Raw genomic sequence first — 18,343 nt, forward strand, 5'->3', positions numbered from 1 at the left:
CCGGCTCGGGTGCGGCCTCGGCGCCGCCGTCGGCCGGGGCCGGCCCGTCGCCCGCGGACGGGCCCCGGGTGATCGGGCCGGCGCCGGCGGACCTGCACGACGTGGACTGGGCGAACAGTCTGGTCCCCGGGGACTTCTGCGACCTGCCCGAACCGGTCCGGCTCACCGACGGCGTGGCCACGGCCACCTCGCGGACCTGGGGAACGGTACGCGTCCGCAGCGGACGGAACGTCACCTACGGCGACACCGACGGCGACCAGCGCGACGAGGCCGCCCTCCACGTCGGCTGCGACGACAACGGAGCCACGATGAGCGGCCAGCTCGCGGTCGGCTACGTCGTCCTCTCCCGCCTCGGGGACAGCCTGGCCGTCCTCGGCACGATCACCCCGCGGCAGAAGCAGACGGGCTCGTACGGCATCGGCCTGACCCAAGTGGACTTCGCGCCGGGCCGGATCACCGTCCACGAGAGGTGGCACCGGCCCACCGATCCGCGCTGTTGCCCCACCGGGGAGTCGACGACCGTCTGGACCCGTGAGGGAAACCGGCTGGTCCCCGGCGAACCCCGCGTCGTCTCGTGACCCGTACGGGCCTGCCCCGCGGGTCGTGTCAGCCGATGTCGCTCCCGCCGGTCCCGCCCTCACCGAGCTCGCTCCCGCCGGCCTCGTCGATCGGGCGGATCACCACCGGGTAGACCGGGGACCCGGCCGGCGCCGGGCACTGCGCCACCCGCGCCGCGATCTCCGTCACCCTCTCCAGGCTCGCGCAGTCGAGCACCCAGTACCCGGCGATCACCTCCATCGTCTCCCCGTACGGCCCGTCCGTGACGACCGGCCGCCCCTCCGCGTCCGCGGTGACGAACCGGGTCCTGGCGGGCTCCACGAGCCCCTGCCCGTCGACGAACTCCCCCGACTCGGTCAGGTCGTCGTTGATCGCGCTCATGTACGCGAACATCGCCCTGAGCTCCTGCTCGCTCCAGGCCGGGCTGTGCGCGGAAGCCCTGCCGTTCATGGCGTCGTAGTCGGCCTGCGCGCCCTGCACCATCACCAGGTACTTCATGACGTTCTCCTCTGTGAGCCGCGGCCCCGTGCGGGGCCCATGCACAGCAGACGTCGTGGCCGGGCAGCCTTTGCCGACACCTCGCCGGAGCTCACCGGTACGGGTTCACCCCGACGGGCGAACGAGCCCGCCGGGCCGGCCCGCTGCCCGTCCCGGGGCGGGAGTGACGATGGCTGTGACGATGGCTGGGATCAGCGGTGGGTCGCCAGGATCTCCTCCACCGCCGGGCGGGCCGCCTCCGCGTCGGCGGCGACGAAGCCGATACGCGTACGGCGGTGCAGGACGTCCTCGGCGTCGAGGGCGCCCTCGTGGGTCACCGCGAACTCGACCTCGGCCCGCGTGATGTTGATCCGTTCGGCGATCCGGCCGAGCGGATCGGGGACGGTGGCCGCCGCGAGCACGGCGTGCGCCTCGCCGCCGTAGCGGGCGATCAGCGGGGCGGGTGCGTCGGCCCGGCCGGCCTGCCTGCTGGCCGGGTGGCCGGGTGCGCCGACGAGCGGGAGGTCGCGGGTGCGGCAGGGGCCGGCGGTCAGGCCGCGCAGTCGGCAGGCGGTGTCCACGGCCTGTTCGGCCATCGCTCGGTAGGTGGTGAGCTTGCCGCCCACGACGGTGATCACCCCGGAGGGTGCCTCGCGGACGGCGTGGCGCCGGGACAGGTCGGCGGTCGCGCCGTCGCCGGTGTCGAGCAGCGGGCGCAGTCCGGCGAAGGAGCCGCGGATGTCGGCGCGGGTGAGGGCGCGGCCGAGGGCGGTGTTGACGGTGTCGAGGAGGAAGTCGGTCTCGGCCTCGGTGGGCTGCGGCTCGTCGGGGACGGGGCCGGGTGCCTCCTCGTCGGTCAGGCCGAGGAAGACGCGGCCCAGCTGCTGCGGGAGGGCGAAGACGAAGCGGCTGGTGGAGCCGGGGACGGGCACGGTCAGGGCGCCCTGCGGGCGGCCGAAGGCGGCCGCGTCGAAGACCAGGTGGGCGCCGCGGCTCGGGCGCAGCCGGATCGAGTCGTCGACCTGGTCCGCCCAGACGCCGGTGGCGTTGACCACCGCGCGGGCCCGTATGCACAGGGTCTCGCCGGTCAGGGTGTCGGTGATGTCGGCGCTGGTGCCGGTGACGTCGGTTGCGCGGGCCCGGGTGAGGACGCGCGCGCCGTGTTCCGCGGCGGTCCGGGCGATCGCGACGACCAGGCGGGCGTCGTCGACGAGTTGGCCGTCGTGCGCGACGAGCGCGCCGCGCAGTCCCTCGGTGCGGACGGCGGGGACGAGGCGGGCGGCCTCGTCGGGGCCGACGCGGCGGGCGCGGGGCAGTACTCCGGCCGGGGTGCGGGCGGCCACCCGCAGGGCGTCGCCGGCGAGGAAGCCGGTGCGTACGAGGGCCGCGCCGGCCCGGGAGACCGACGGCAGCAGCGGTACGACCTGCGGCAGTGCGCGGATGAGGTGCGGGGCGGTCCGGGTCATCAGGATGCCGCGTTCCACGGCGCTCTCGTGGGCGACGCCGACCTGGGCGGAGGCCAGGTAGCGCAGCCCGCCGTGGACGAGCTTGGAGCTCCAGCGGCTGGTGCCGAAGGCGAGGTCGCGGGCCTCGACGAGGACGGTGCGCAGCCCGCGGGACGCGGCGTCCAGGGCCACCCCCGCGCCGGTCACGCCGCCGCCGATGACCAGCAGGTCGACGGGGGCTCCGGCGGCGAGGGCCGCGAGGTCGGCGGAGCGGCGGGCGCTGTCGAGGACGGCACGGGGCGTTTCGGTCATGGCCTCAGGTATCCGTTCAGGGCGAGGGCCAGTTCGCTCCGCCAGGCGGGCTCGGGGAGCAGCTCGGCGACCATGCGGTGCGACTGGACCGTGGACTGGGTGATGAGCAGGACCATGGAGGCGAGCTGCATCGGCTCGCCGGGGCGGACGGTGCCGCCCCGCTGGCCGGCCTCCACGGCGTCCCGCAGGAGGCTGAGCAGGGTTCGCTGGCTGGTGCCGAGGCGCTGGACGACGTACTCGGTGAGCAGGTCGCCGTCGGCGAGGAGCCCGCCGAGCACCGGGTGGTCGCGCAGCTGTACGGCGACGTCGACGATCCACTCGACGAGGCCGGCGAGGTCGTCGCCGGTCCTCGGGGTCCGTTCGACGGTGCGCATGATCTCGCGGGTGAGGAGCGAGCCGACGACGGCGCGTACGTCGGGCCAGCGGCGGTAGACCGTGGGGCGGCTCACCCCGGCACGCCGGGCGATCTCGGCGAGCTGGACGCGCTTGCCGAGCACCGCGACCAGTTCGGCCGCCGCGTCGAGGATCTTGTCGTCGATGCTCGGGGCGTTTTCCGCGGTGCTCCGGGCGTCCTCCCCGGTGCTCCGGGGGCCATCCCCGGTGCCCCGGGACTCTTCGTCGCTTCCAGCGCTGTTACTGAGTGACATGATGTGGAAAACTGTAACGCATGCCTACGCGATCCCACCTGCCCCCGTCCGCTCCCGCCGCCCTGCCGGCCCCGCCCATGGCGTGGAACGCCTGGGGTGACCCGGCGCTGGCGAAACCCCTCTCCGACGACGTCCGGAACCTCCTGCACACCCTGCTGGAGATCGACACCGCCGCGGCGCCGGCGCCCGCCCGCGACGAGGTGCTGGTGCGCCCGTCGGCCCTCAGCGGGGTCCACCTCCGGGCCCTCACCGAGATCGTCGGCGAGGAGCACGTCAGCGTCCAGGACGCCGACCGGCTGCCCCGGGCCGGCGGCAAGTCGACGCCGGACCTGCTGCGCCGCCGCAGCACCGGCCCCCAGGACGCGCCGGACGCGGTGGTGGTGCCCGGCACCGAGGAGGAGCTGCGGGACGTGCTCGCCCTGTGCGCGCAGCAGCGGATCGCCGTGGTCCCGTTCGGCGGCGGCACCAGCGTCGTCGGCGGACTGGACCCGGTGCGCGGGGAGTTCGGCGCGGTCCTCTCCCTGGACCTGCGCCGCTTCGACGCCCTGCTCTCCTTCGACGAGGTGTCCGGCGAGGCGGTCCTCGGCGCGGGCGTCACCGGGCCGCGGGCCGAGGAACTGCTCGGTGCGCACGGCTTCGAACTGGGCCACTACCCGCAGAGCTTCCGCTACGCCACCATCGGCGGGTTCGCGGCGACCCGGTCCTCCGGCCAGGACTCCGCCGGGTACGGGCGCTTCGACGAGATGGTGCGCGGCCTGCGGGTGGTCACCCCGACCGGCACCCTGGACCTGGGCCGCGGCCCGGCCTCCGCGGCCGGCCCCGACCTGCGCCAGCTGTTCCTCGGCTCGGAGGGCACCCTCGGCGTCATCACCGCGGTGCGGGTGCGCGTGCACCCCGTACCCGCGGTCCGCCGGTACGAGGCCTGGCGGTTCCCCGACTTCGCCGCCGGCGCCGCCGCGCTGCGGGCCGTGGAGCAGCAGGGCACCGGGCCCACCGTGATCCGGCTGTCCGACGAGACCGAGACCGCCGTCAACCTCGCGATGACGTCGAAGATCGGCGCCCCGCAGGAGGTCAGCGGCTGCCTGGCCGTCACCGTCTTCGAGGGCACCGAGGAGCAGACCGCCGCCCGGCACGAGGCGACCCGCCGGACCATGCTGGCGCACGGCGCCACCTCGCTCGGCGAGGAGCCGGCCCGGGCCTGGGAGCACGGCCGGTTCGACGCCCCGTACCTGCGCGACGCACTGCTCGACAACGGGGCGCTGTGCGAGACCCTGGAGACGGCCACCGACTGGTCGAACCTCGCGCGGCTGCGGGCGGACGTCACCGCCGCGCTGCAGGGAGCCCTGCAGGCGGGCGGCAGCACCTCGCTCGTGATGTGCCACATATCGCACGTCTACCCGACCGGCGCCTCGCTCTACTTCACCGTCGTCGGGGCGCAGCGCGGCGACGCGATCGCCCAGTGGCAGGCGGCGAAGACGGCGGCGTGCGACGCGATCGCGGCCGCCGGCGCCACCATCACCCACCACCACGCGGTCGGCACCGACCACCGGCCCTGGATGGAGCAGGAGATCGGCGAGCTGGGCGTGGCCGTGCTGAAGGCCGTCAAGGGCGTCCTCGACCCGGTCGGCATCCTCAACCCCGGAAAACTCATCCCGTGAGACCCGGCCAGGAAGGGCAGGGGAGGACGGCGGCCCACGCCGTCCGCAGCGTACTGGTGCTGACCAACCCGGCCGCGGCCTCCGGGCACGCGACCCGGGCGGCCGGGCCCGCCGAGGCCCGGCTGCGCGAACACGGGATCGAGGTCCGCAGCGCGACGGGCACCGACCCGGACGACACCGTGCGGCTGGCCCGCGAAGCGGTCGACTCCGGCGTGGACGCCCTGGTGGTCGTCGGCGGCGACGGCATGATCTCGCTGGCCCTGCAGGCGGTCACCGGCACCCAGCTGCCGCTGGGCGTCATCCCGGCGGGCACCGGCAACGACCTGGCCCGGGAGTACGGCCTGCCGCTGCGCGACCCGCGGGCCGCCGCCGACGTCGTCGCCGGCGGCCGGGTACTGCGGGTGGACACCGGGCGGATCGACACGGCCGACGGTACGGGCCGCTACTTCGGTTCGGTGCTCGCCGTCGGCTTCGACTCGCTGGTCAGCGACCGGGCCAACCGGCTACGCCGGCCACGCGGCCGGATGAAGTACCACGTGGCGATGCTGGCCGAGCTGGCGGGCCTGCGGCCGCTGCGGTTCCGCCTCGTCCTCGACGACGGGCAGGAGATCCACACCGACCTGACGATGGCCTCGGTGGGCAACACCCGCAGCTACGGCGGCGGGATGCTGATCTGCCCCGAAGCGGACCCCGGGGACGGGCTGTTCGACCTCACCCTGGTCGCGGCCCTGCCCCGGACCCGGCTGGTGCGGTTCTTCCCGACCGTGTTCCGCGGTACGCACGTACGGCACAGCGCGGTGACCACCCTGCGCTCGGCCACGGTGCGCATCGAGTCGGCCGGCATCAACGCGTACGCCGACGGCGACCTGGCCGGCCCCCTGCCGGCGGTGGCCCGGGTCGTACCGCGCTCCCTGTCCCTGCTCGTGCCGCACTGAGCGAGGGGCCCCGCATCGGGGCCCCTCGGCCGCCGTCGAGCGGGGCCGGCGCCCCGCTCCACCCCCGAACGGCCCGTCACACTGGGGCCGTCGACAGGCCCTAGGCCGCGGGCGCCGCCCACTGCGTCCACAGCGGGAGCAGGAGCAGCGCGACGACCGAGCTCTTGATGACGAGCGAGGCCGACATGTCGACGCCGACGTCGTAGCGCTGGGCGAAGATGAAGAGGTTCTGCGGCGCGGGCATGGCCGCGATCAGGACGAGGTAGCTGAGCCACTCGCCCCCGACGCCGAAGAGGTGGCGGCACACGACGTACGTGATCAGGGGGAGGGCGACGCACTTGAAGGCGATGATCCACATCTCCTCCCGGGTGGTGCCGCGCACCTTCAGGCCGCTGCCGCCGAGGTGCAGCCCGAGGGCGAACAGCGCCACCGGTGAGGCGCTGTCGCCGACGAACGCGAAACTGTCCAGCACCACACCGGGCACCGTCACGGGCAGCAGGTTGAGCAGGATGCCCGCGTTGCAGGCGATGACCACGGGCGTCATCAGCGAGGCGCTGACGGCCGAACCGAGCCGGCGGGCCGGGCTGCCGACGCGGTCCGGGCGCCCCAACTCCATGATCGAGATGATGATCAGGGACAGGACGCAGACCTGGAACAGCAGCACCGGGAATATCGGTGCCGCGTTCCCGAACAGCATGATGAACACCGGCACGGCGAAGTAGGCCGTGTTCACCTGGACCGCCGCCATGATGCGCAGCGCCACACCGCGCGGATCGCGCACGCCCGTGGCCCGGGCCAGCACTCCGGTCAGCACGGCCGCGGCGCCCGCCGCGGCCGCGTAGCCGCCGATGGCCCGCCAGTCGAAGAGCGCCCCCAGATCGCTGCGGTAGATGTTGCCGAACAGGAAGCAGGGCACGGCGAAGAGGAACGCGTAGTCCGCGAAGACCTTCGAGCTCTCTGCCGGCACCGCCTTCCGCCTCGCCAGGACCACCCCGCATCCGAAGGCCAGCACCACCGGTGCCAGCTTCTCCAGAGCCCCCACCGCTCCCATGTACGTGCCCTTGCCCTCGCGGCTCCCCGGTGGAGCCTGTTCCCCTGCCCGCGGTTCGCCATCATGATCATCGATCCGGCCGACGGGCAGGATCTCACAGGCGGTCCCGCGTACGAGCAGGTGCGACGCGGAGCCCGCCCGCGCCGGGAAGGGGCCTCTCGGTGCGGGTCGGGAACGGGCCGGGCGTCGGCGTAACGGGCCGGGCGTCGGCGTGACGGGTCAGGCGTCGGAGTAGCTGAAGGCGCCCATGGTCCAGGCACTCACGTCCGTGATCGCCACGCGGTACATCCCGCCGGTTTCCGGGATGCCGACCGTGCCCTGCAGGATCCGGGCCACGTGGAAGTGGAGGTGCTTCGGTGGTTCCTTCGTGTGGCGCGGAGCCTGGAAGACTCCGGCGAACTCACCCAGGCTGGCCGAGTCCGTCAGGACCTCGCGGACGCGTTGTCGCCACATGGCCTCAGGCGCCAGCCGCCCCGTGATGACAGCGCCCGCGACGATCACCGTCAGGGACATCTGGTTGCTCTGTCCGGACTCCACCTGTGCGGCGATGTCGACGAGCAGCTCGTCAGGCTTGGACATGGGTGCCGATTCTAGCCAGGTGTCCGCCGGACCGCCCCCCTGCTGCGACGACATTCCGCCTCTTCCCGTACGCCGGGCTCCCGGTGACGGCGTGGCGCCGTCCGCCGCAGGACGCCGCCACCAGGCCCGTGTCACCCGGTCGGCGCTCCAGCGCGGGCGCCCCGCCGCGCGGCCGGACAGAGTGTGGAGGCGTCCTCCTCTCTCGTGCCGAGGGAGCCCCGGGCTGTGGGCGGCGACAGGGAGCGCCGGGCGGGTGGCGTCGAGGCGACTGCCCCGCGCCGATCGGATGAAAGGAAGACCGTGATGCGGAACGAGTTCGCGAGCCCCGACCAGCCGGAGGAGGCGCGGCGTACCGCGCCTGGCGCCGGAGTGGCCGAGAGCAGCCGCCGTGGCGCCGAGAGCGGGTCGGACCCCGTGCTGGAGGAGCACATAGTCCTCGGCGAGGACTGACGGTCGAGGCAGGCCGCCCGGTGGCCGGCCGGTGCGCTCCGCGCCCCGCGTACACGCCGGAGAGGGCCGGTCCTCCTTCGCTCGAAGGAGGACCGGCCCTCTCGGTGCCGTGCGGCGGGGCGTGGAGCCGCACGGTCGATCGCGGGCCATCGGCCATCGGCCGAGCTGCGGTGTCCGGCCGGCTTACTCGTCCTCCGTCTCCGGCGCCGGGTGGATCCGCACGGTCACCGTCGTCGTGACGGTCTTCTTGACCACCTTGCCGTGGTGGTTCTTGGTCGTCTTGGTGACCGTCTTGGTCGTGGTGACCTTGACCCTGCCGTCGCGCAGGACGTGCTCGACGGTCTTCGTCTTGACCTCGACGGTCGTCTTGTTGCCGATCGGGTGCGCCTGCTGGGCGGGTGCGGTCTGCACTGCTGCGACCGGAGCGGCTGCCGGGGCGGCTGCCGGGGCGGCGAACGCGCTGGAGGGCAGCAGAGCGCCACCTGCGGCGAGGGCGCCGGAGACGCCGAGGAGGGCCAGACGTCGGGTCAGGGCGGTGCGGGTCATGACGGTGCTCCTTGTGAGGGGGAGAGATGTCCCAGGTGCCGGGGGCCGGTCCCTGGGTGGGCCGTGCCGGCCCGTGTCTCCATTGGGCCCCGGAGAGGGGCGGCGGGTCATGACCCTGGAACTCGGGGCTTGACGAACCCCGGCCGCCGTGGCATCCCCGCGGTCAGCCGGTGCGGCGGGAGCTGCGGGACCGGGCCAGGCCCAGCCCGCCGAGGGCCGTCGCGGCCAGTCCCGTCAGCAGGGCCACGTAGGCCCCGCCCAGCCCGTTGCCGGTGCCGAGACCACCGTCGGCGGTGGCCGCGACCAGCCCGCCGAGGGCCGTGCCGGTCAGCCCCGCCGCCACGGCCGCCACGGCGCCGAGTGATCCGCCGGCAGCGCCGAGACACCCCGTAGGACGGGCCCGCGCCAGCCAAGCGACGGCCACGCCGGCCAGCCCCAGCAGCGCACCCGCCGCGGCCCCGATACGACCGAGGCTGACGTCGTAGACGCCGGCAGCGACGGGCTGGACCGAAGCGGCCGCGGCCGCCGGGCCGGCAAGCACGATGCCTACGACCACGGCGGCCGAGGCGGTGGCGAACAGACGGCGAACAGCCGGAACAGCCATGGCGGAGCTCCTTCACTTCCTGCGGTCGGATGTGGGTCGAGCATGCCCGCCGGACCCGCCCCCGGTCGTCCGGCGGACGCGGACACTTCGCCCTGCCGCCGATGCCGCATCCGGCTACCACGGACGCCGCAGGAGCAACGGAAGTACTGCGTACGCGGTAGCCGGCCCCTCGTCCCCGAGGGGGACCCGCCCGGCGGCGGCAGCCAGCTAGGGTGCGCGCATGAGTGCAGCTGAGCCCTGGGACCGGGCCCGTGCCGCAGACTGGGCCATCGCCGTCGGCGTAGCGGTGGCGCTGCTGGTCACCGGGCTGTCCGGGCAGCGTCCGGGCACGGACCTCGACCTGCTCGGGTACGTACTGCTGGCCGCCGGCGGGCTGGCACTGGTCGCGCGGCGCCGGGCTCCGGTCGCGGTGCTGGTCGTGGCCGGGCTGTGTGCGGCGGGGTACCAGGCGGCCGGCTTCGACGTACCTGTCGTCGCGTTCCTGTTCGCGGTGTACGCGGCCGTGCGGGCCGGACACCGCACCGTGACGGTGGCGGCGAGCGTGGCCATGCTGGCCGTGCTCCCGCTCGCCGCCCTGGCCTCGGGCCTGCACGACACGGGCGAGGCGTTCGCACGGGCCCGAGGCGCCCTGGAACTGGCCTGGCTGATCGCTGCCGGCGCCGCGGGCGAGGCGCTGCGGCAGGCCGAGCGGCGGGCGGACGAGGCCGAGCGCACCAAGGAGGAGGCCGCGCGGCGCCGCGCCGACGAGGAGCGGCTGCACATCGCGCGGGAGCTGCACGATGCGCTCACCCACCAGATCTCGGTCATCAAGGTGCAGGCCGAAGCCGCCGTCCACGTGGCCCGCAAGCGCGGTGAACAGGTGCCGGAGGCGCTGCTGGCGATCCAGGAGGCCGGTCGTGAGGCGAGCCGGGAGCTGCGCGCCACCCTGGAGGCGCTGCGCGACGACGACACGGCCCCGCCGCCGGGGCTCGACGACGTCCCGGAACTGGTGGAACGCGCGAGGAAGGCAGGTCTGGAGGCGACGCTGACCGTCGAGGGACAGCGGCACGACGTGCCGGCCGCGGTGGGCCGGACCGTCTACCGGATCGTCCAGGAGTCGCTGACCAACATCGCCCGCCACGCGGACGCCGACACGGCGTCGGTGCGCATCGACTGCCGCCCGCACGCCCTCGCGATACGCATCGACGACGACGGCAGGGCCGCACCGGCCACCGCGCCGACGCCCGGCGTCGGCCTGCTGGGCATGCGCGAACGCGTCACCGCCCTCGGCGGCCGCCTGCAGGCGGAGCCGCGCACCGAGGGCGGCTTCACCGTCCGGGCCGAGCTCCCCCTGGACCGTACGCCGTGATCCGTGTCCTGCTGGTCGACGACCAGCCGCTCATCCGCAGCGGATTCCGCGCACTCCTCGATCTCGAGGACGACATCGAGGTGGTGGCCGAGGCCGCCGACGGCGGCGAGGGCCTGCGGCTCGCCAGGGAGCACCTGCCCGACGTCGCGCTCGTCGACATCCGGATGCCGGTCGTCGACGGCATCGAGACGACCCGGCGCATCGCCGCCGACCCCGCCCTGGCCGGGGTGCACGTCGTCATCCTGACCAACTACGGCCTGGACGAATACGTCTTCGACGCGCTGCGCGCCGGCGCCGCCGGATTCCTGGTCAAGGACATCGAGCCGGAAGACTTCCTGCACGCCGTCCGCGTCGCCGCGCGCGGCGACGCCCTGCTCGCACCCTCCATCACCCGCAAGCTGATCGACCGGTACGTCGCCCAGCCCCTGCCCTCCGACGCCGGCGCAGGGCTGCACGAGCTGACCGGCCGTGAACGCGAGGCCGTCGTGCTGGTCGCGCAGGGCCTGTCCAACGACGAGATCGCGGGCCGCCTGGTGATCAGCCCGATGACGGCGAAGACCCACGTCAACCGGGCCATGTCCAAGCTCCACGCCCGTGACCGGGCGCAACTCGTGGTCCTCGCCTACGAATCCGGCCTGGTGGCCCCGCGCACCCGGTGACCGGCCGGCCGTCAGGCCGGCCAGCCGGCGACCAGCTCGGCGAACGCCTCCGGCGTGAGGACCTCGACACCGAGTTCGGCGGCCTTGACCGCCTTCGAGCTCGGCTTGCCGCTCGCGGACGGCGCGGCGACCAGGATGGAGGTCTTGGAGTTGACGCTGCTGCCCGCGCGCCCACCCGCCTTCTCGATCAGCGCGTTCATCTCCGACCGGCCGAGCCCGTCCAGCGGCCCGGCCATCTTCCCGGTGACCACGACGACCTTGCCCTCCAGCGGCCCGCCCCCGCGCGCCACCGACGGGTCCCCGGGCTCGGCCATGTTCACGCCCGCCGCGATCAGCTTGTCGATGACCGAGGCCAGGGCGGCCACCTGCTCGACGACGACCGGGGCCTTCTCCGGGCCGATCCCCTCCACGTCCTGCATCGCGGCCGCATCGGCCTCGCGTATCGCGTCCATCGTGCCGAAGTGCCGGGCGATGCGGCGCGACATGCTGCGCCCGGTGCCGAGCACTCCGAGCGCGCAGAAGACGCGGCTCAGGGGGCGGGACCTGGCGGCCGTGATCTGCTCGGCGAGCTTGGCGGCCCGCTTGGCGCTGCCGGACGCGGCGGTGAGCTGGTCGACGGTCAGGGTGAAGAGATCGGCGATGTCGCCGACGGCGCCGGAATCGACCAGGGCCGCCACGTAGGTCCTGCCGAGGCCGTCGATGTCGAGCATCTCGCGCCCGGAGGCGTACTCGATCAGCGCCGGGAGCGCGCACGAGGTGCCCTGCGCGCAGCGCCACCGCTCCTGGGCCTTGTCGATCCCGCCACCGCAGCGCGGGCACGCCTCGGGCAGCGGCACCGGTGTCGCCCCGGCCGGCCGGAGCCGGACCACCGCCGCCTGGACGCGCGGGATGATGTCGCCGGCCTTGTACACCGTCACGGTGTCGCCGAGGTGCAGGTCGCGCCGGCGGATGTCGGCGGGGTTGTGCAGGGTGGCCCGGGTGACGGTGGAGCCGTCGATCTCGACTGGGGCGAGCACTGCGGTCGGGGCGATGACCCCGGTGCGGCCGACCTCCCACACGACGTCCTCCAGCACCGTTTGGCGCTCGACCGCGGGCAGCTTGACGGCGACGGCCCAGTAGGGGAACCGGGTGCCGGAGCCGGCCGCCTCCTGCTCGGCCGTGTCGTTCAGCTTGACGACCACGCCGTCGATGCCGACGGGCAGTTCCGCCCGCCCCGCCGCGATCGCGTCGATCCGCTGCTGCGCCTCGGCGAGGTCGGTGACGACGTGGAGTCCGGCGGGACAGGCCGCGGTCGTCTGCACCCCGGCCGCGGCCACGGCGGCAAGGACCTGGGCGTGCGTGGCCCCAGCCGGCAGGAACGATTCGCCGTCCGGTTCCACGTCCGGTTCCACGTCCAGTTCCACCGCGCCGTACGCCCAGAACGTCATCCGCAGCCGGTACGGCCGGTCCTTCGCCCGCAGCGTGCCCGCCGTGCCGTTGCGGGGGTTGGCGAAGACCTGTGCGCCGTGGGCGGTCCGGACCTCGTTCGCCGTCTCGAACTGCTCCTGCGTGAAGGCCACCTCGCCGCGGACCTCGACGGTGACCGGCTCGGCCAGCTGCTCGGGCAGGCCGTCGATCTGGCCGATGACGTGGCTGACGTCCTCTCCGTGGCTGCCGTCGCCGCGGGTGATGACCTGGACGAGGCGCCCGTCGCGGTACCGCGCGGCCACGGCCGCGCCGTCGATCTTCGGCTCGACGGTGAACCCGCCCGCCGGGACGGCGCCGAGCCGGCGCTGGACGGACGCGCCCCAGGCCACCAGGCCCTCGGCGTCGAAGACGTTGTCCAGGCTCAGCAGGCGGGTGGTGTGCGCGACGTCGCCGGCCGGCGCCGCCCCGTCGCCGACCAGGCCGGTGGGGGAGTCGGCCGGGACCTCGGCGGGGTTCGCTGCCTCCCAGGCCAGGACGGCCAGCCGGAGCCGGTCGTACGCGGTGTCGTCCAGAGCGCTGTCGCCCTCGCCGTAGTACGCCCGCGAGGCCTCGCGCAGACGCTGCAGCGCCGCCTCGTACTCGGTACGGGTGGACAGGCCGGACAGCGCCTCATCGGCGGAAAGAATCGTCATGCGGGTGATCCTCTCCCGAGGCACTGACAACGGCCCTTCCACGCCTCCCGGTCCCAGGTGTCGGGGCGCCGGGCGCCCGCTCAGCCCATCGCGTCCGCGCAGGCGGGGCAGACCAGTTGCGCGTGGTCCTCGGGGTACCAGGCGGGGCCGGGGTGGTCGGACGGCCGCCACGGGGCCGGTGCCATCGCGAAGGTGTCCTTGCCGCAGTACGTGCGCGGACCGGCGACCGTGGCCTGTCCGGGGGCGGCGGGCGCCGCGTGCACCCGGACCACGGACGGCTCCGCCCCGCCCGCCCCCGCCACCGGCTTGCCCAGCTCGAACACCACGACGATCTCACTCATAGCGAGACCGTAGGCGACCCCGGGGCTCCGCCGGGGGAGCGGACGGGGAGGTTGGGCCGGTCGGCCCAGTCCGGCGGGACGGCCAGACGGGCGGACGGGGGAGACGGGGAGACGGGGGACGGCGGGTCGCGGTACGGGCGGCTGCTGCCGCCTCAGCGGAGCTCGTGGCGGTCGGCCCAGGCCGCGACGGCCCGCGCGACCGGCAGCGGGTGGTCCTCCGGGGTGTGGTGTCCGGCGACGGCGTCGTGGTGGGCGATCTCGAGGCCGGCGATGTTCTCCGCGCACCAGGCGGTGATCGCCGGGCCCATCATGGCGCCGGGTCCGGGCGAAAAGGTGAGGAGCAGCTTGGGCACGTCCCCACTGGCCGCGAGCCATGAGTCGTAGGCCTGGATTCTCGCGACCACATCGGCGGGTTCGCCCCCCAGCGGCATCGAGCGCGCCCACTGCAGCAGCGGGCGACGGCTGTCCCGGGTGGGGTACGGGCGCCGGTAGACGTCGAGGTCGCCCGGGTCGAGAGGGGCGGCGACGGAGCCGGGCAGTGCCTGCTCGATGAAGGCGTTGTCGTCGAGGATCATGGCCTCGCCGACCCCGGGTGTCTTGATCGCCCGGAACAGCGGACGGCCGCCCTCGGGGAACTCCTCCCAGGCCATCGGCTTGACGATGGTCTCGGTGAAGGCGATACCGCGCACGCGTCCGGGGTGCCGGGCGGCCCAGTCGAAGGCGAGGGCGCCGCCCCAGTCGTGCCCGACGAGCACCACCTCGTCGAGGCCGAGCGCGTCGAACCAGGCGTCCAGATAGCGGGCCTGGTCGGCGAACGTGTAGGCGATGCCGGGCTTGCCCGACTCACCCATGCCGATCAGGTCCGGGGCCAGGAGCCGGCCCGGTCCGCCGACGGCGGGGAGGACGTCGCGCCACAGGTGGGAGGACGTGGGGTTGCCGTGCAGGAAGACCATCGGCGCACCGGCGCCGAGCTCCCGGTGGAACATGGTGGAGTCGAGTACGGGCTGAACGGGCACGAAGGCTGCTCCTGTCAGGGTGTGGGGCCGGTCTTCATCGGGCGGCCCGCCGCGGCGGCGGCCGCGGTGGGCGCCGTGGTGGGCGCCGTGGTGACTGAGCCCGGTGGGCGCCGTGGCGGATGGGCGGGGGCCGGAGGTCACCGGAAGGCGGGGGCGGTGCGGGCGGCCCAGTCCGCGAAGGTGCGCGGCGCCCGCCCCAGGATCCGCTCGACGTCGGGGCTCGTCCTCTGCTCGGCGGGCAGCGGGCGGCCGAGGATGGCGAGGGTGCCCTCCACCACCGGTTCGGGCATGAACTCCAGCATCTGCGCGCGGGCTTCGGCGGGCGTCTGCTCGACGAACCGCACGGGCGCGCCCAACGCGTGGCCGATCGCCTCGGCCCGCTCGCGGGGCGTGACCGGAGCCGGTCCGGTGAGCTCGTACGTGCTGCCGGCATGGCCGTCCCGGCGCAGGACCGCCGCCGCGACCTCGGCGACGTCCGCCGGGTCGACCGTGGGCAGCCCGACATCGCCGAACGGTGCGGCGGCCGTCCGCTCCGCGCGGATGGTCCCGGCCCAGGCGAAGGCGTTGGAGTTCAGCCCGCCGGACCGCAGGACCGTCCACTCCAGGCCCGAGCGGCGTACGGCGTCCTCGAACGCCGCGGGATGGCGGTAGACCTCCGGCCGCGTCCCGGCGCCCTGCGAGGAGAGCAGGACGACGCGCCGTACGCCGGCGGCCGCGGCCACGTCGAGGATGCCCTGCGGGTCCTCTCCCGCGACGAGCAGGAACAACGCCTCGGCCCCGTGGAGGGCGGGGCGCAGACTCTGCGGATCGGCGAGATCCGCCTGCACGTGCCGCACGCCGACGGGAAGCTCCGCCGGACGCCTGGCGACGGCGGTCACCTGCTCACCGGCCTCGACGAGGATCCGCACGAGCTCCCGGCCGACGTTTCCGGTCGCACCTGTCACAACGATCACAAGAACCCCCAAGTAAGCGCATGAGCGGTCGTCGCCCAGCCGGTCGATCAGTCAGCATGTGTGTTGTTAGTTAGTCGGCTGACTGACTTCGACCGTAGCGGATGACGGCGCGCCGCGTCTACAGTCAGTCAGGTGACTCACTCAAAGACTGCCCGGCGATCGTCGGGCAAGCGGGAACGACTGGCCGCCGCCGCGGCGCGGGTGCTGCACGAAAAGGGCGTCGAGCAGACGACGCTCGCTGACATCGCCCGAGCGGCCGACGTCCCCGTCGGGAACGTCTACTACTACTTCAAGACCAAGAACGAGCTGGTCGAGGCGGCGATCACCGCGCACGCCGACAACCTGCAGGCCATGATCGGCGCGCTCGACGAGCTCCCCACCCCCCAGGACCGGCTGAAGGCGCTCCTGAACAGCTGGATCGACCAGCGCGAGCTCACCGCCCGGTACGGCTGCCCCACCGGCAGCCTCGCGTCCGAACTCGACAAGCGGGCCGACGGCCTCGACGAGGCCGTCGCCAGGGTGATGCGGGACCTCGTCGACTGGGCCGCGCAGCAGTTCCAGGAGATGGGCCGCGACGACTCCCGCGAACTCGCGGTCGCACTGATCGCCGCGTACCAAGGCATCTCGCTCCTCACCAACACCTTCCGCGAACCCGAGCTCATGGCCGCCGAAGGACGCCGCCTGGAGCGCTGGATCGAGTCGCTGGCCTGACGAACCCCTGCGGACCCGGCTGATGCGCACGTGTTGATGCGCACGTACCGACCCGCGAGTCCCCGCTGAGCAGGTTTCGGATTCCCCGGAACCCACGGGGATCCGGCGATCCCGCGCGGCAGCCGGCACGGGTCACTCGTCCGGAGTCCCCGGGCTGTGCAGACACCGCGCTCGCCGTGACGCTGGAAGCCGAGCCCATGGGGACGGCCCGAGAGGCGGCCCGGTGCGCCGGGTCCGCCCGTCGGGCCGAGGAGCGGCCGGGTTCCGGCGCCGCGCTTCACCGGTGCCGAGCGCACCTGCCGCGCCGGACGTCCACGTCCCGGGGGACGCCGTGACCGGGGGGTGCCTCCGCATCTGCGAACCACTGCACCGCCTGCAACTGGAAGCGAAGGCAGGACCCTTCGGCGCGGCGCGCATCGGCATGCGGTTGACCCCGTGGGGCGAGCACGCCCTTTTCACCCTCGATCGGCACCCCCTCCGGGGCCCCGGCACGCGGATGCACGGCCTCCCCGTGGACTACGTCGTCGCAGTCCGCAACGGCATGATGCTCACGAAGCCGGCCCCGGATCGTGGCGCGCGAGCACGCCGCGCGCGGCCCGGGCAGCCCGACGTCCGGAGTCGCCGGAACGTCTTCGCCTCGGACGTGACGGAGCCGCGGACCGACCGGATCAAAGGCCGCATCCGCACAGGTGAGAGCCGCTGCCGGCTCGACCGGGCCGCCTACCGCCGCCGCAACGTCGTCGAACGCTGCTTCAGCCGCCGAGGCGGGCCAGCACGTGGGCGTCGAGGAAGCCCCGCTCGGAGGCCGGGTCGTGGAGCAGCCGGGCGAACGTGACGAGTCCGGCCCCGGCCAGCAGCTCGGCGAGCAGGTCTGCCGGCCAGCTGTAGGCGGGCGTCACCTTGTGGTCGAAGCGGACCGGCTCGGGCCCGTCGGTCGCGAAGAACGAGACCAGCAGCAGGCCGCCCGGTGCCAGGACGCGCGCCTGCTCGGCGAGCAGCGCGGGCAGTTCCCCGGGAGGCGTGTGGATCATCGAGTAGTGGGCCAGTACGCCGCCGAGCGCGCCGTCCTCGACCGGCAGGGCCTCCATCCGCGCCTCGTCGAACCGCAGCGAAGGATGCGCCCGCCGGGCGTGGGCGACCATCGCCGGGGAGAGGTCGAGCCCGAACGCATCCAGCCCCAGGCCGTGCAGCATGGCCGTCAGATGCCCGGGCCCGCAGCCGACATCGGCCGCCCGCGGGTTCCCGGTCCCGCGCACCAGCTCGGCGAAGGTGTTGAGCATGGCCCGCGAGAACGGCTGCGTCTCCAGCCGATCGGCGAACATCGACGCGTACAGCTCGACGATCCCGTCGTAGGCCGCCCTGGTCTCCTCCTGATGCCCCACCACGGGAAGGAGGTTAACAGCCGCCGCCGGGATGCGGGTACGCCGCTCGATCACGCCGAGCGCGGTCCGGTGTCAGCCGCGGTCGGCCGGTGCGGTCCAGCCGGGCCACACGGGAGGCGGGAGGAGGCGTGCGCTGCGTCTGCGGGCTTCGCGTCCGAGGAGCGTGAATCCCGAGACCAGTGTCCCGGCGAACGAGATCCCCACCACCGTCGGCCACCAGATGAGGGTCGTCCCCACCACGGGCACCCACAGAGCTGACGAACCCGCCGCCAGGGCGAACAGCAGCACGACCCGGGGCCGGCGTGACAGCCTGCCGCTCACCGCGATGTAGACGCACCCCAGGAGGGCGCCGGGCGTGACGGCCAGGACCAGACCTACAGCCAAGAAGATGAGGAAAGTGATGATCATGTCGCGATGACCTCCGGATCTCAGGGCAGCCGGTCACAGAGCAGACGGATGGCAGGCGGAGCCGCATGTCTCGCCGCATGTCCGCTGTTCAGGCAGGCTTTCGCAGGCATACTGTCAGATGTGTTGAACGCGTTCAACATCGGGGGTCCGGCGGCCCCGACGGG

The 18,343-nt window shown here is 74.0% G+C and carries 20 protein-coding genes and 1 pseudogene; 8 read left to right on the forward strand and 13 right to left on the reverse strand.

Going from position 1 to position 18,343, the window contains the following annotated elements; genetic code table 11:
• Window positions 1-578 (forward strand): hypothetical protein (locus GPJ59_RS09705; RefSeq protein ID WP_219666074.1); only part of this gene is annotated, 578 nt, incomplete at its 5' end.
• 28 nt (window positions 579-606) lie between these two features.
• On the opposite strand, the gene GPJ59_RS09710 is transcribed toward GPJ59_RS09705, so the two are convergent.
• The 3 genes from GPJ59_RS09710 to GPJ59_RS09720 form a co-directional block, all read right to left on the reverse strand.
• A complete protein-coding gene (locus tag GPJ59_RS09710; RefSeq protein ID WP_219666075.1) occupies window positions 607-1,056 on the reverse strand; it encodes a YciI family protein in 450 nt (149 codons plus the stop codon).
• 191 nt (window positions 1,057-1,247) lie between these two features.
• Window positions 1,248-2,792 carry a glycerol-3-phosphate dehydrogenase/oxidase gene (locus GPJ59_RS09715; protein ID WP_219666076.1) on the reverse strand — a complete coding sequence of 515 codons (1,545 nt, stop codon included), beginning with the start codon at window positions 2,790-2,792 and terminating at the stop codon, window positions 1,248-1,250.
• The gene (locus GPJ59_RS09720) at window positions 2,789-3,439 is read right to left on the reverse strand and encodes a TetR/AcrR family transcriptional regulator (protein WP_219666077.1); all 651 of its coding nucleotides are present in this window, start codon (window positions 3,437-3,439) and stop codon (window positions 2,789-2,791) included. Before GPJ59_RS09720 ends, GPJ59_RS09715 begins: the two co-directional genes overlap by 4 nt.
• 20 nt (window positions 3,440-3,459) lie before the next feature.
• Here GPJ59_RS09720 and GPJ59_RS09725 point away from each other — a divergent pair, with 20 nt between their 5' ends.
• Both GPJ59_RS09725 and GPJ59_RS09730 read left to right on the forward strand, forming a co-directional pair.
• Complete coding sequence (locus GPJ59_RS09725) at window positions 3,460-5,097, forward strand: FAD-binding oxidoreductase (protein WP_258024134.1); 1,638 nt, start codon at window positions 3,460-3,462, stop codon at window positions 5,095-5,097.
• Window positions 5,094-6,032 carry a diacylglycerol kinase gene (locus GPJ59_RS09730; RefSeq protein WP_219666078.1) on the forward strand — a complete coding sequence of 313 codons (939 nt, stop codon included), beginning with the start codon at window positions 5,094-5,096 and terminating at the stop codon, window positions 6,030-6,032. Before GPJ59_RS09725 ends, GPJ59_RS09730 begins: the two co-directional genes overlap by 4 nt.
• A 100-nt stretch (window positions 6,033-6,132) precedes the next feature.
• Here the strand turns inward: GPJ59_RS09730 and GPJ59_RS09735 are convergent, their stop codons facing one another.
• Window positions 6,133-7,083 (reverse strand): AEC family transporter, encoded by a 951-nt coding sequence (locus GPJ59_RS09735; RefSeq protein ID WP_219666079.1) that lies wholly within the window; start codon window positions 7,081-7,083, stop codon window positions 6,133-6,135.
• A gap of 219 nt (window positions 7,084-7,302) precedes the next feature.
• Window positions 7,303-7,662 (reverse strand): hypothetical protein, encoded by a 360-nt coding sequence (locus tag GPJ59_RS09740; protein WP_219666080.1) that lies wholly within the window; start codon window positions 7,660-7,662, stop codon window positions 7,303-7,305.
• A 303-nt stretch (window positions 7,663-7,965) separates the two neighbouring features.
• Here GPJ59_RS09740 and GPJ59_RS09745 point away from each other — a divergent pair, with 303 nt between their 5' ends.
• A complete protein-coding gene (locus tag GPJ59_RS09745) occupies window positions 7,966-8,112 on the forward strand; it encodes a hypothetical protein (protein WP_219666081.1) in 147 nt (48 codons plus the stop codon).
• A gap of 183 nt (window positions 8,113-8,295) precedes the next feature.
• On the opposite strand, the gene GPJ59_RS09750 is transcribed toward GPJ59_RS09745, so the two are convergent.
• Window positions 8,296-8,658 carry a hypothetical protein gene (locus GPJ59_RS09750; RefSeq protein ID WP_219666082.1) on the reverse strand — a complete coding sequence of 121 codons (363 nt, stop codon included), beginning with the start codon at window positions 8,656-8,658 and terminating at the stop codon, window positions 8,296-8,298.
• A gap of 163 nt (window positions 8,659-8,821) precedes the next feature.
• Window positions 8,822-9,262, reverse strand: a complete 441-nt coding sequence (locus tag GPJ59_RS09755) for a DUF6223 family protein (RefSeq protein ID WP_219666083.1) — start codon at window positions 9,260-9,262, stop codon at window positions 8,822-8,824.
• A 220-nt stretch (window positions 9,263-9,482) separates the two neighbouring features.
• On the opposite strand from GPJ59_RS09755, the gene GPJ59_RS09760 reads away from it, so the two are divergent.
• Window positions 9,483-10,610: a sensor histidine kinase gene (locus GPJ59_RS09760; RefSeq protein WP_219666084.1), complete on the forward strand. Its 1,128-nt coding sequence runs from the start codon at window positions 9,483-9,485 to the stop codon at window positions 10,608-10,610.
• Window positions 10,607-11,269, forward strand: coding sequence for a response regulator (locus tag GPJ59_RS09765; RefSeq protein WP_219666085.1), 663 nt, complete (start codon window positions 10,607-10,609; stop codon window positions 11,267-11,269). The genes GPJ59_RS09760 and GPJ59_RS09765 overlap by 4 nt, the downstream gene beginning before the upstream one ends.
• An 11-nt stretch (window positions 11,270-11,280) precedes the next feature.
• Here GPJ59_RS09765 and ligA read toward each other — a convergent pair whose 3' ends face one another.
• The 4 genes from ligA to GPJ59_RS09785 form a co-directional block, all read right to left on the reverse strand.
• Complete coding sequence (gene ligA, locus GPJ59_RS09770; protein WP_219666086.1) at window positions 11,281-13,368, reverse strand: NAD-dependent DNA ligase LigA; 2,088 nt, start codon at window positions 13,366-13,368, stop codon at window positions 11,281-11,283.
• 80 nt (window positions 13,369-13,448) lie between these two features.
• Window positions 13,449-13,709: a hypothetical protein gene (locus tag GPJ59_RS09775; RefSeq protein ID WP_219666087.1), complete on the reverse strand. Its 261-nt coding sequence runs from the start codon at window positions 13,707-13,709 to the stop codon at window positions 13,449-13,451.
• Window positions 13,710-13,861: 152 nt separating this feature from the next.
• Window positions 13,862-14,725, reverse strand: a complete 864-nt coding sequence (locus tag GPJ59_RS09780; RefSeq protein ID WP_219666088.1) for a haloalkane dehalogenase — start codon at window positions 14,723-14,725, stop codon at window positions 13,862-13,864.
• A 137-nt stretch (window positions 14,726-14,862) separates the two neighbouring features.
• Window positions 14,863-15,678 (reverse strand): NAD(P)H-binding protein, encoded by an 816-nt coding sequence (locus GPJ59_RS09785; RefSeq protein ID WP_219666089.1) that lies wholly within the window; start codon window positions 15,676-15,678, stop codon window positions 14,863-14,865.
• A 132-nt stretch (window positions 15,679-15,810) separates the two neighbouring features.
• Between GPJ59_RS09785 and GPJ59_RS09790 the strand changes: the two genes are divergently transcribed.
• Together GPJ59_RS09790 and GPJ59_RS09795 are read left to right on the forward strand one after the other, a co-directional pair.
• Entirely contained in the window at window positions 15,811-16,389 is a 579-nt protein-coding gene (locus tag GPJ59_RS09790; RefSeq protein ID WP_219666090.1) for a TetR/AcrR family transcriptional regulator, read from the forward strand.
• Between the two features lie 655 nt (window positions 16,390-17,044).
• Window positions 17,045-17,149: pseudogene (locus GPJ59_RS09795) on the forward strand (IS5/IS1182 family transposase); the annotation flags it as partial.
• On the opposite strand, the gene GPJ59_RS09800 reads toward GPJ59_RS09795, so the two are convergent.
• Together GPJ59_RS09800 and GPJ59_RS09805 are read right to left on the reverse strand one after the other, a co-directional pair.
• A complete protein-coding gene (locus GPJ59_RS09800) occupies window positions 17,142-17,774 on the reverse strand; it encodes a class I SAM-dependent methyltransferase (protein ID WP_219666091.1) in 633 nt (210 codons plus the stop codon). The pseudogene GPJ59_RS09795 and the gene GPJ59_RS09800 sit on opposite strands and share 8 nt — an antisense overlap.
• A 69-nt stretch (window positions 17,775-17,843) precedes the next feature.
• Window positions 17,844-18,179, reverse strand: a complete 336-nt coding sequence (locus GPJ59_RS09805; protein WP_219666092.1) for a hypothetical protein — start codon at window positions 18,177-18,179, stop codon at window positions 17,844-17,846.
• Window positions 18,180-18,343 lie beyond the last annotated feature (164 nt).

The sequence above is a fragment of the Streptomyces bambusae genome, assembly GCF_019400985.1.
GTDB lineage: Bacteria > Actinomycetota > Actinomycetes > Streptomycetales > Streptomycetaceae > Streptomyces > Streptomyces bambusae_A.

Excerpts from the sequence above, each read along its gene's own strand:
- GPJ59_RS09710 (WP_219666075.1), bottom strand. The coding sequence starts at position 1,056 with ATGAAGTACCTGGTGATGGTGCAGGGCGCGCAGGCCGACTACGACGCC.
- GPJ59_RS09715 (WP_219666076.1), bottom strand. The coding sequence starts at position 2,792 with ATGACCGAAACGCCCCGTGCCGTCCTCGACAGCGCCCGCCGCTCCGCC.
- GPJ59_RS09720 (WP_219666077.1), bottom strand. The coding sequence starts at position 3,439 with ATGTCACTCAGTAACAGCGCTGGAAGCGACGAAGAGTCCCGGGGCACC.
- GPJ59_RS09725 (WP_258024134.1), top strand. The coding sequence starts at position 3,460 with ATGCCTACGCGATCCCACCTGCCCCCGTCCGCTCCCGCCGCCCTGCCG.
- GPJ59_RS09735 (WP_219666079.1), bottom strand. The coding sequence starts at position 7,083 with ATGGGAGCGGTGGGGGCTCTGGAGAAGCTGGCACCGGTGGTGCTGGCC.
- GPJ59_RS09740 (WP_219666080.1), bottom strand. The coding sequence starts at position 7,662 with ATGTCCAAGCCTGACGAGCTGCTCGTCGACATCGCCGCACAGGTGGAG.
- GPJ59_RS09745 (WP_219666081.1), top strand. The coding sequence starts at position 7,966 with ATGCGGAACGAGTTCGCGAGCCCCGACCAGCCGGAGGAGGCGCGGCGT.
- GPJ59_RS09750 (WP_219666082.1), bottom strand. The coding sequence starts at position 8,658 with ATGACCCGCACCGCCCTGACCCGACGTCTGGCCCTCCTCGGCGTCTCC.
- GPJ59_RS09755 (WP_219666083.1), bottom strand. The coding sequence starts at position 9,262 with ATGGCTGTTCCGGCTGTTCGCCGTCTGTTCGCCACCGCCTCGGCCGCC.
- GPJ59_RS09760 (WP_219666084.1), top strand. The coding sequence starts at position 9,483 with ATGAGTGCAGCTGAGCCCTGGGACCGGGCCCGTGCCGCAGACTGGGCC.
- ligA (WP_219666086.1), bottom strand. The coding sequence starts at position 13,368 with ATGACGATTCTTTCCGCCGATGAGGCGCTGTCCGGCCTGTCCACCCGT.
- GPJ59_RS09775 (WP_219666087.1), bottom strand. The coding sequence starts at position 13,709 with ATGAGTGAGATCGTCGTGGTGTTCGAGCTGGGCAAGCCGGTGGCGGGG.
- GPJ59_RS09805 (WP_219666092.1), bottom strand. The coding sequence starts at position 18,179 with ATGATCATCACTTTCCTCATCTTCTTGGCTGTAGGTCTGGTCCTGGCC.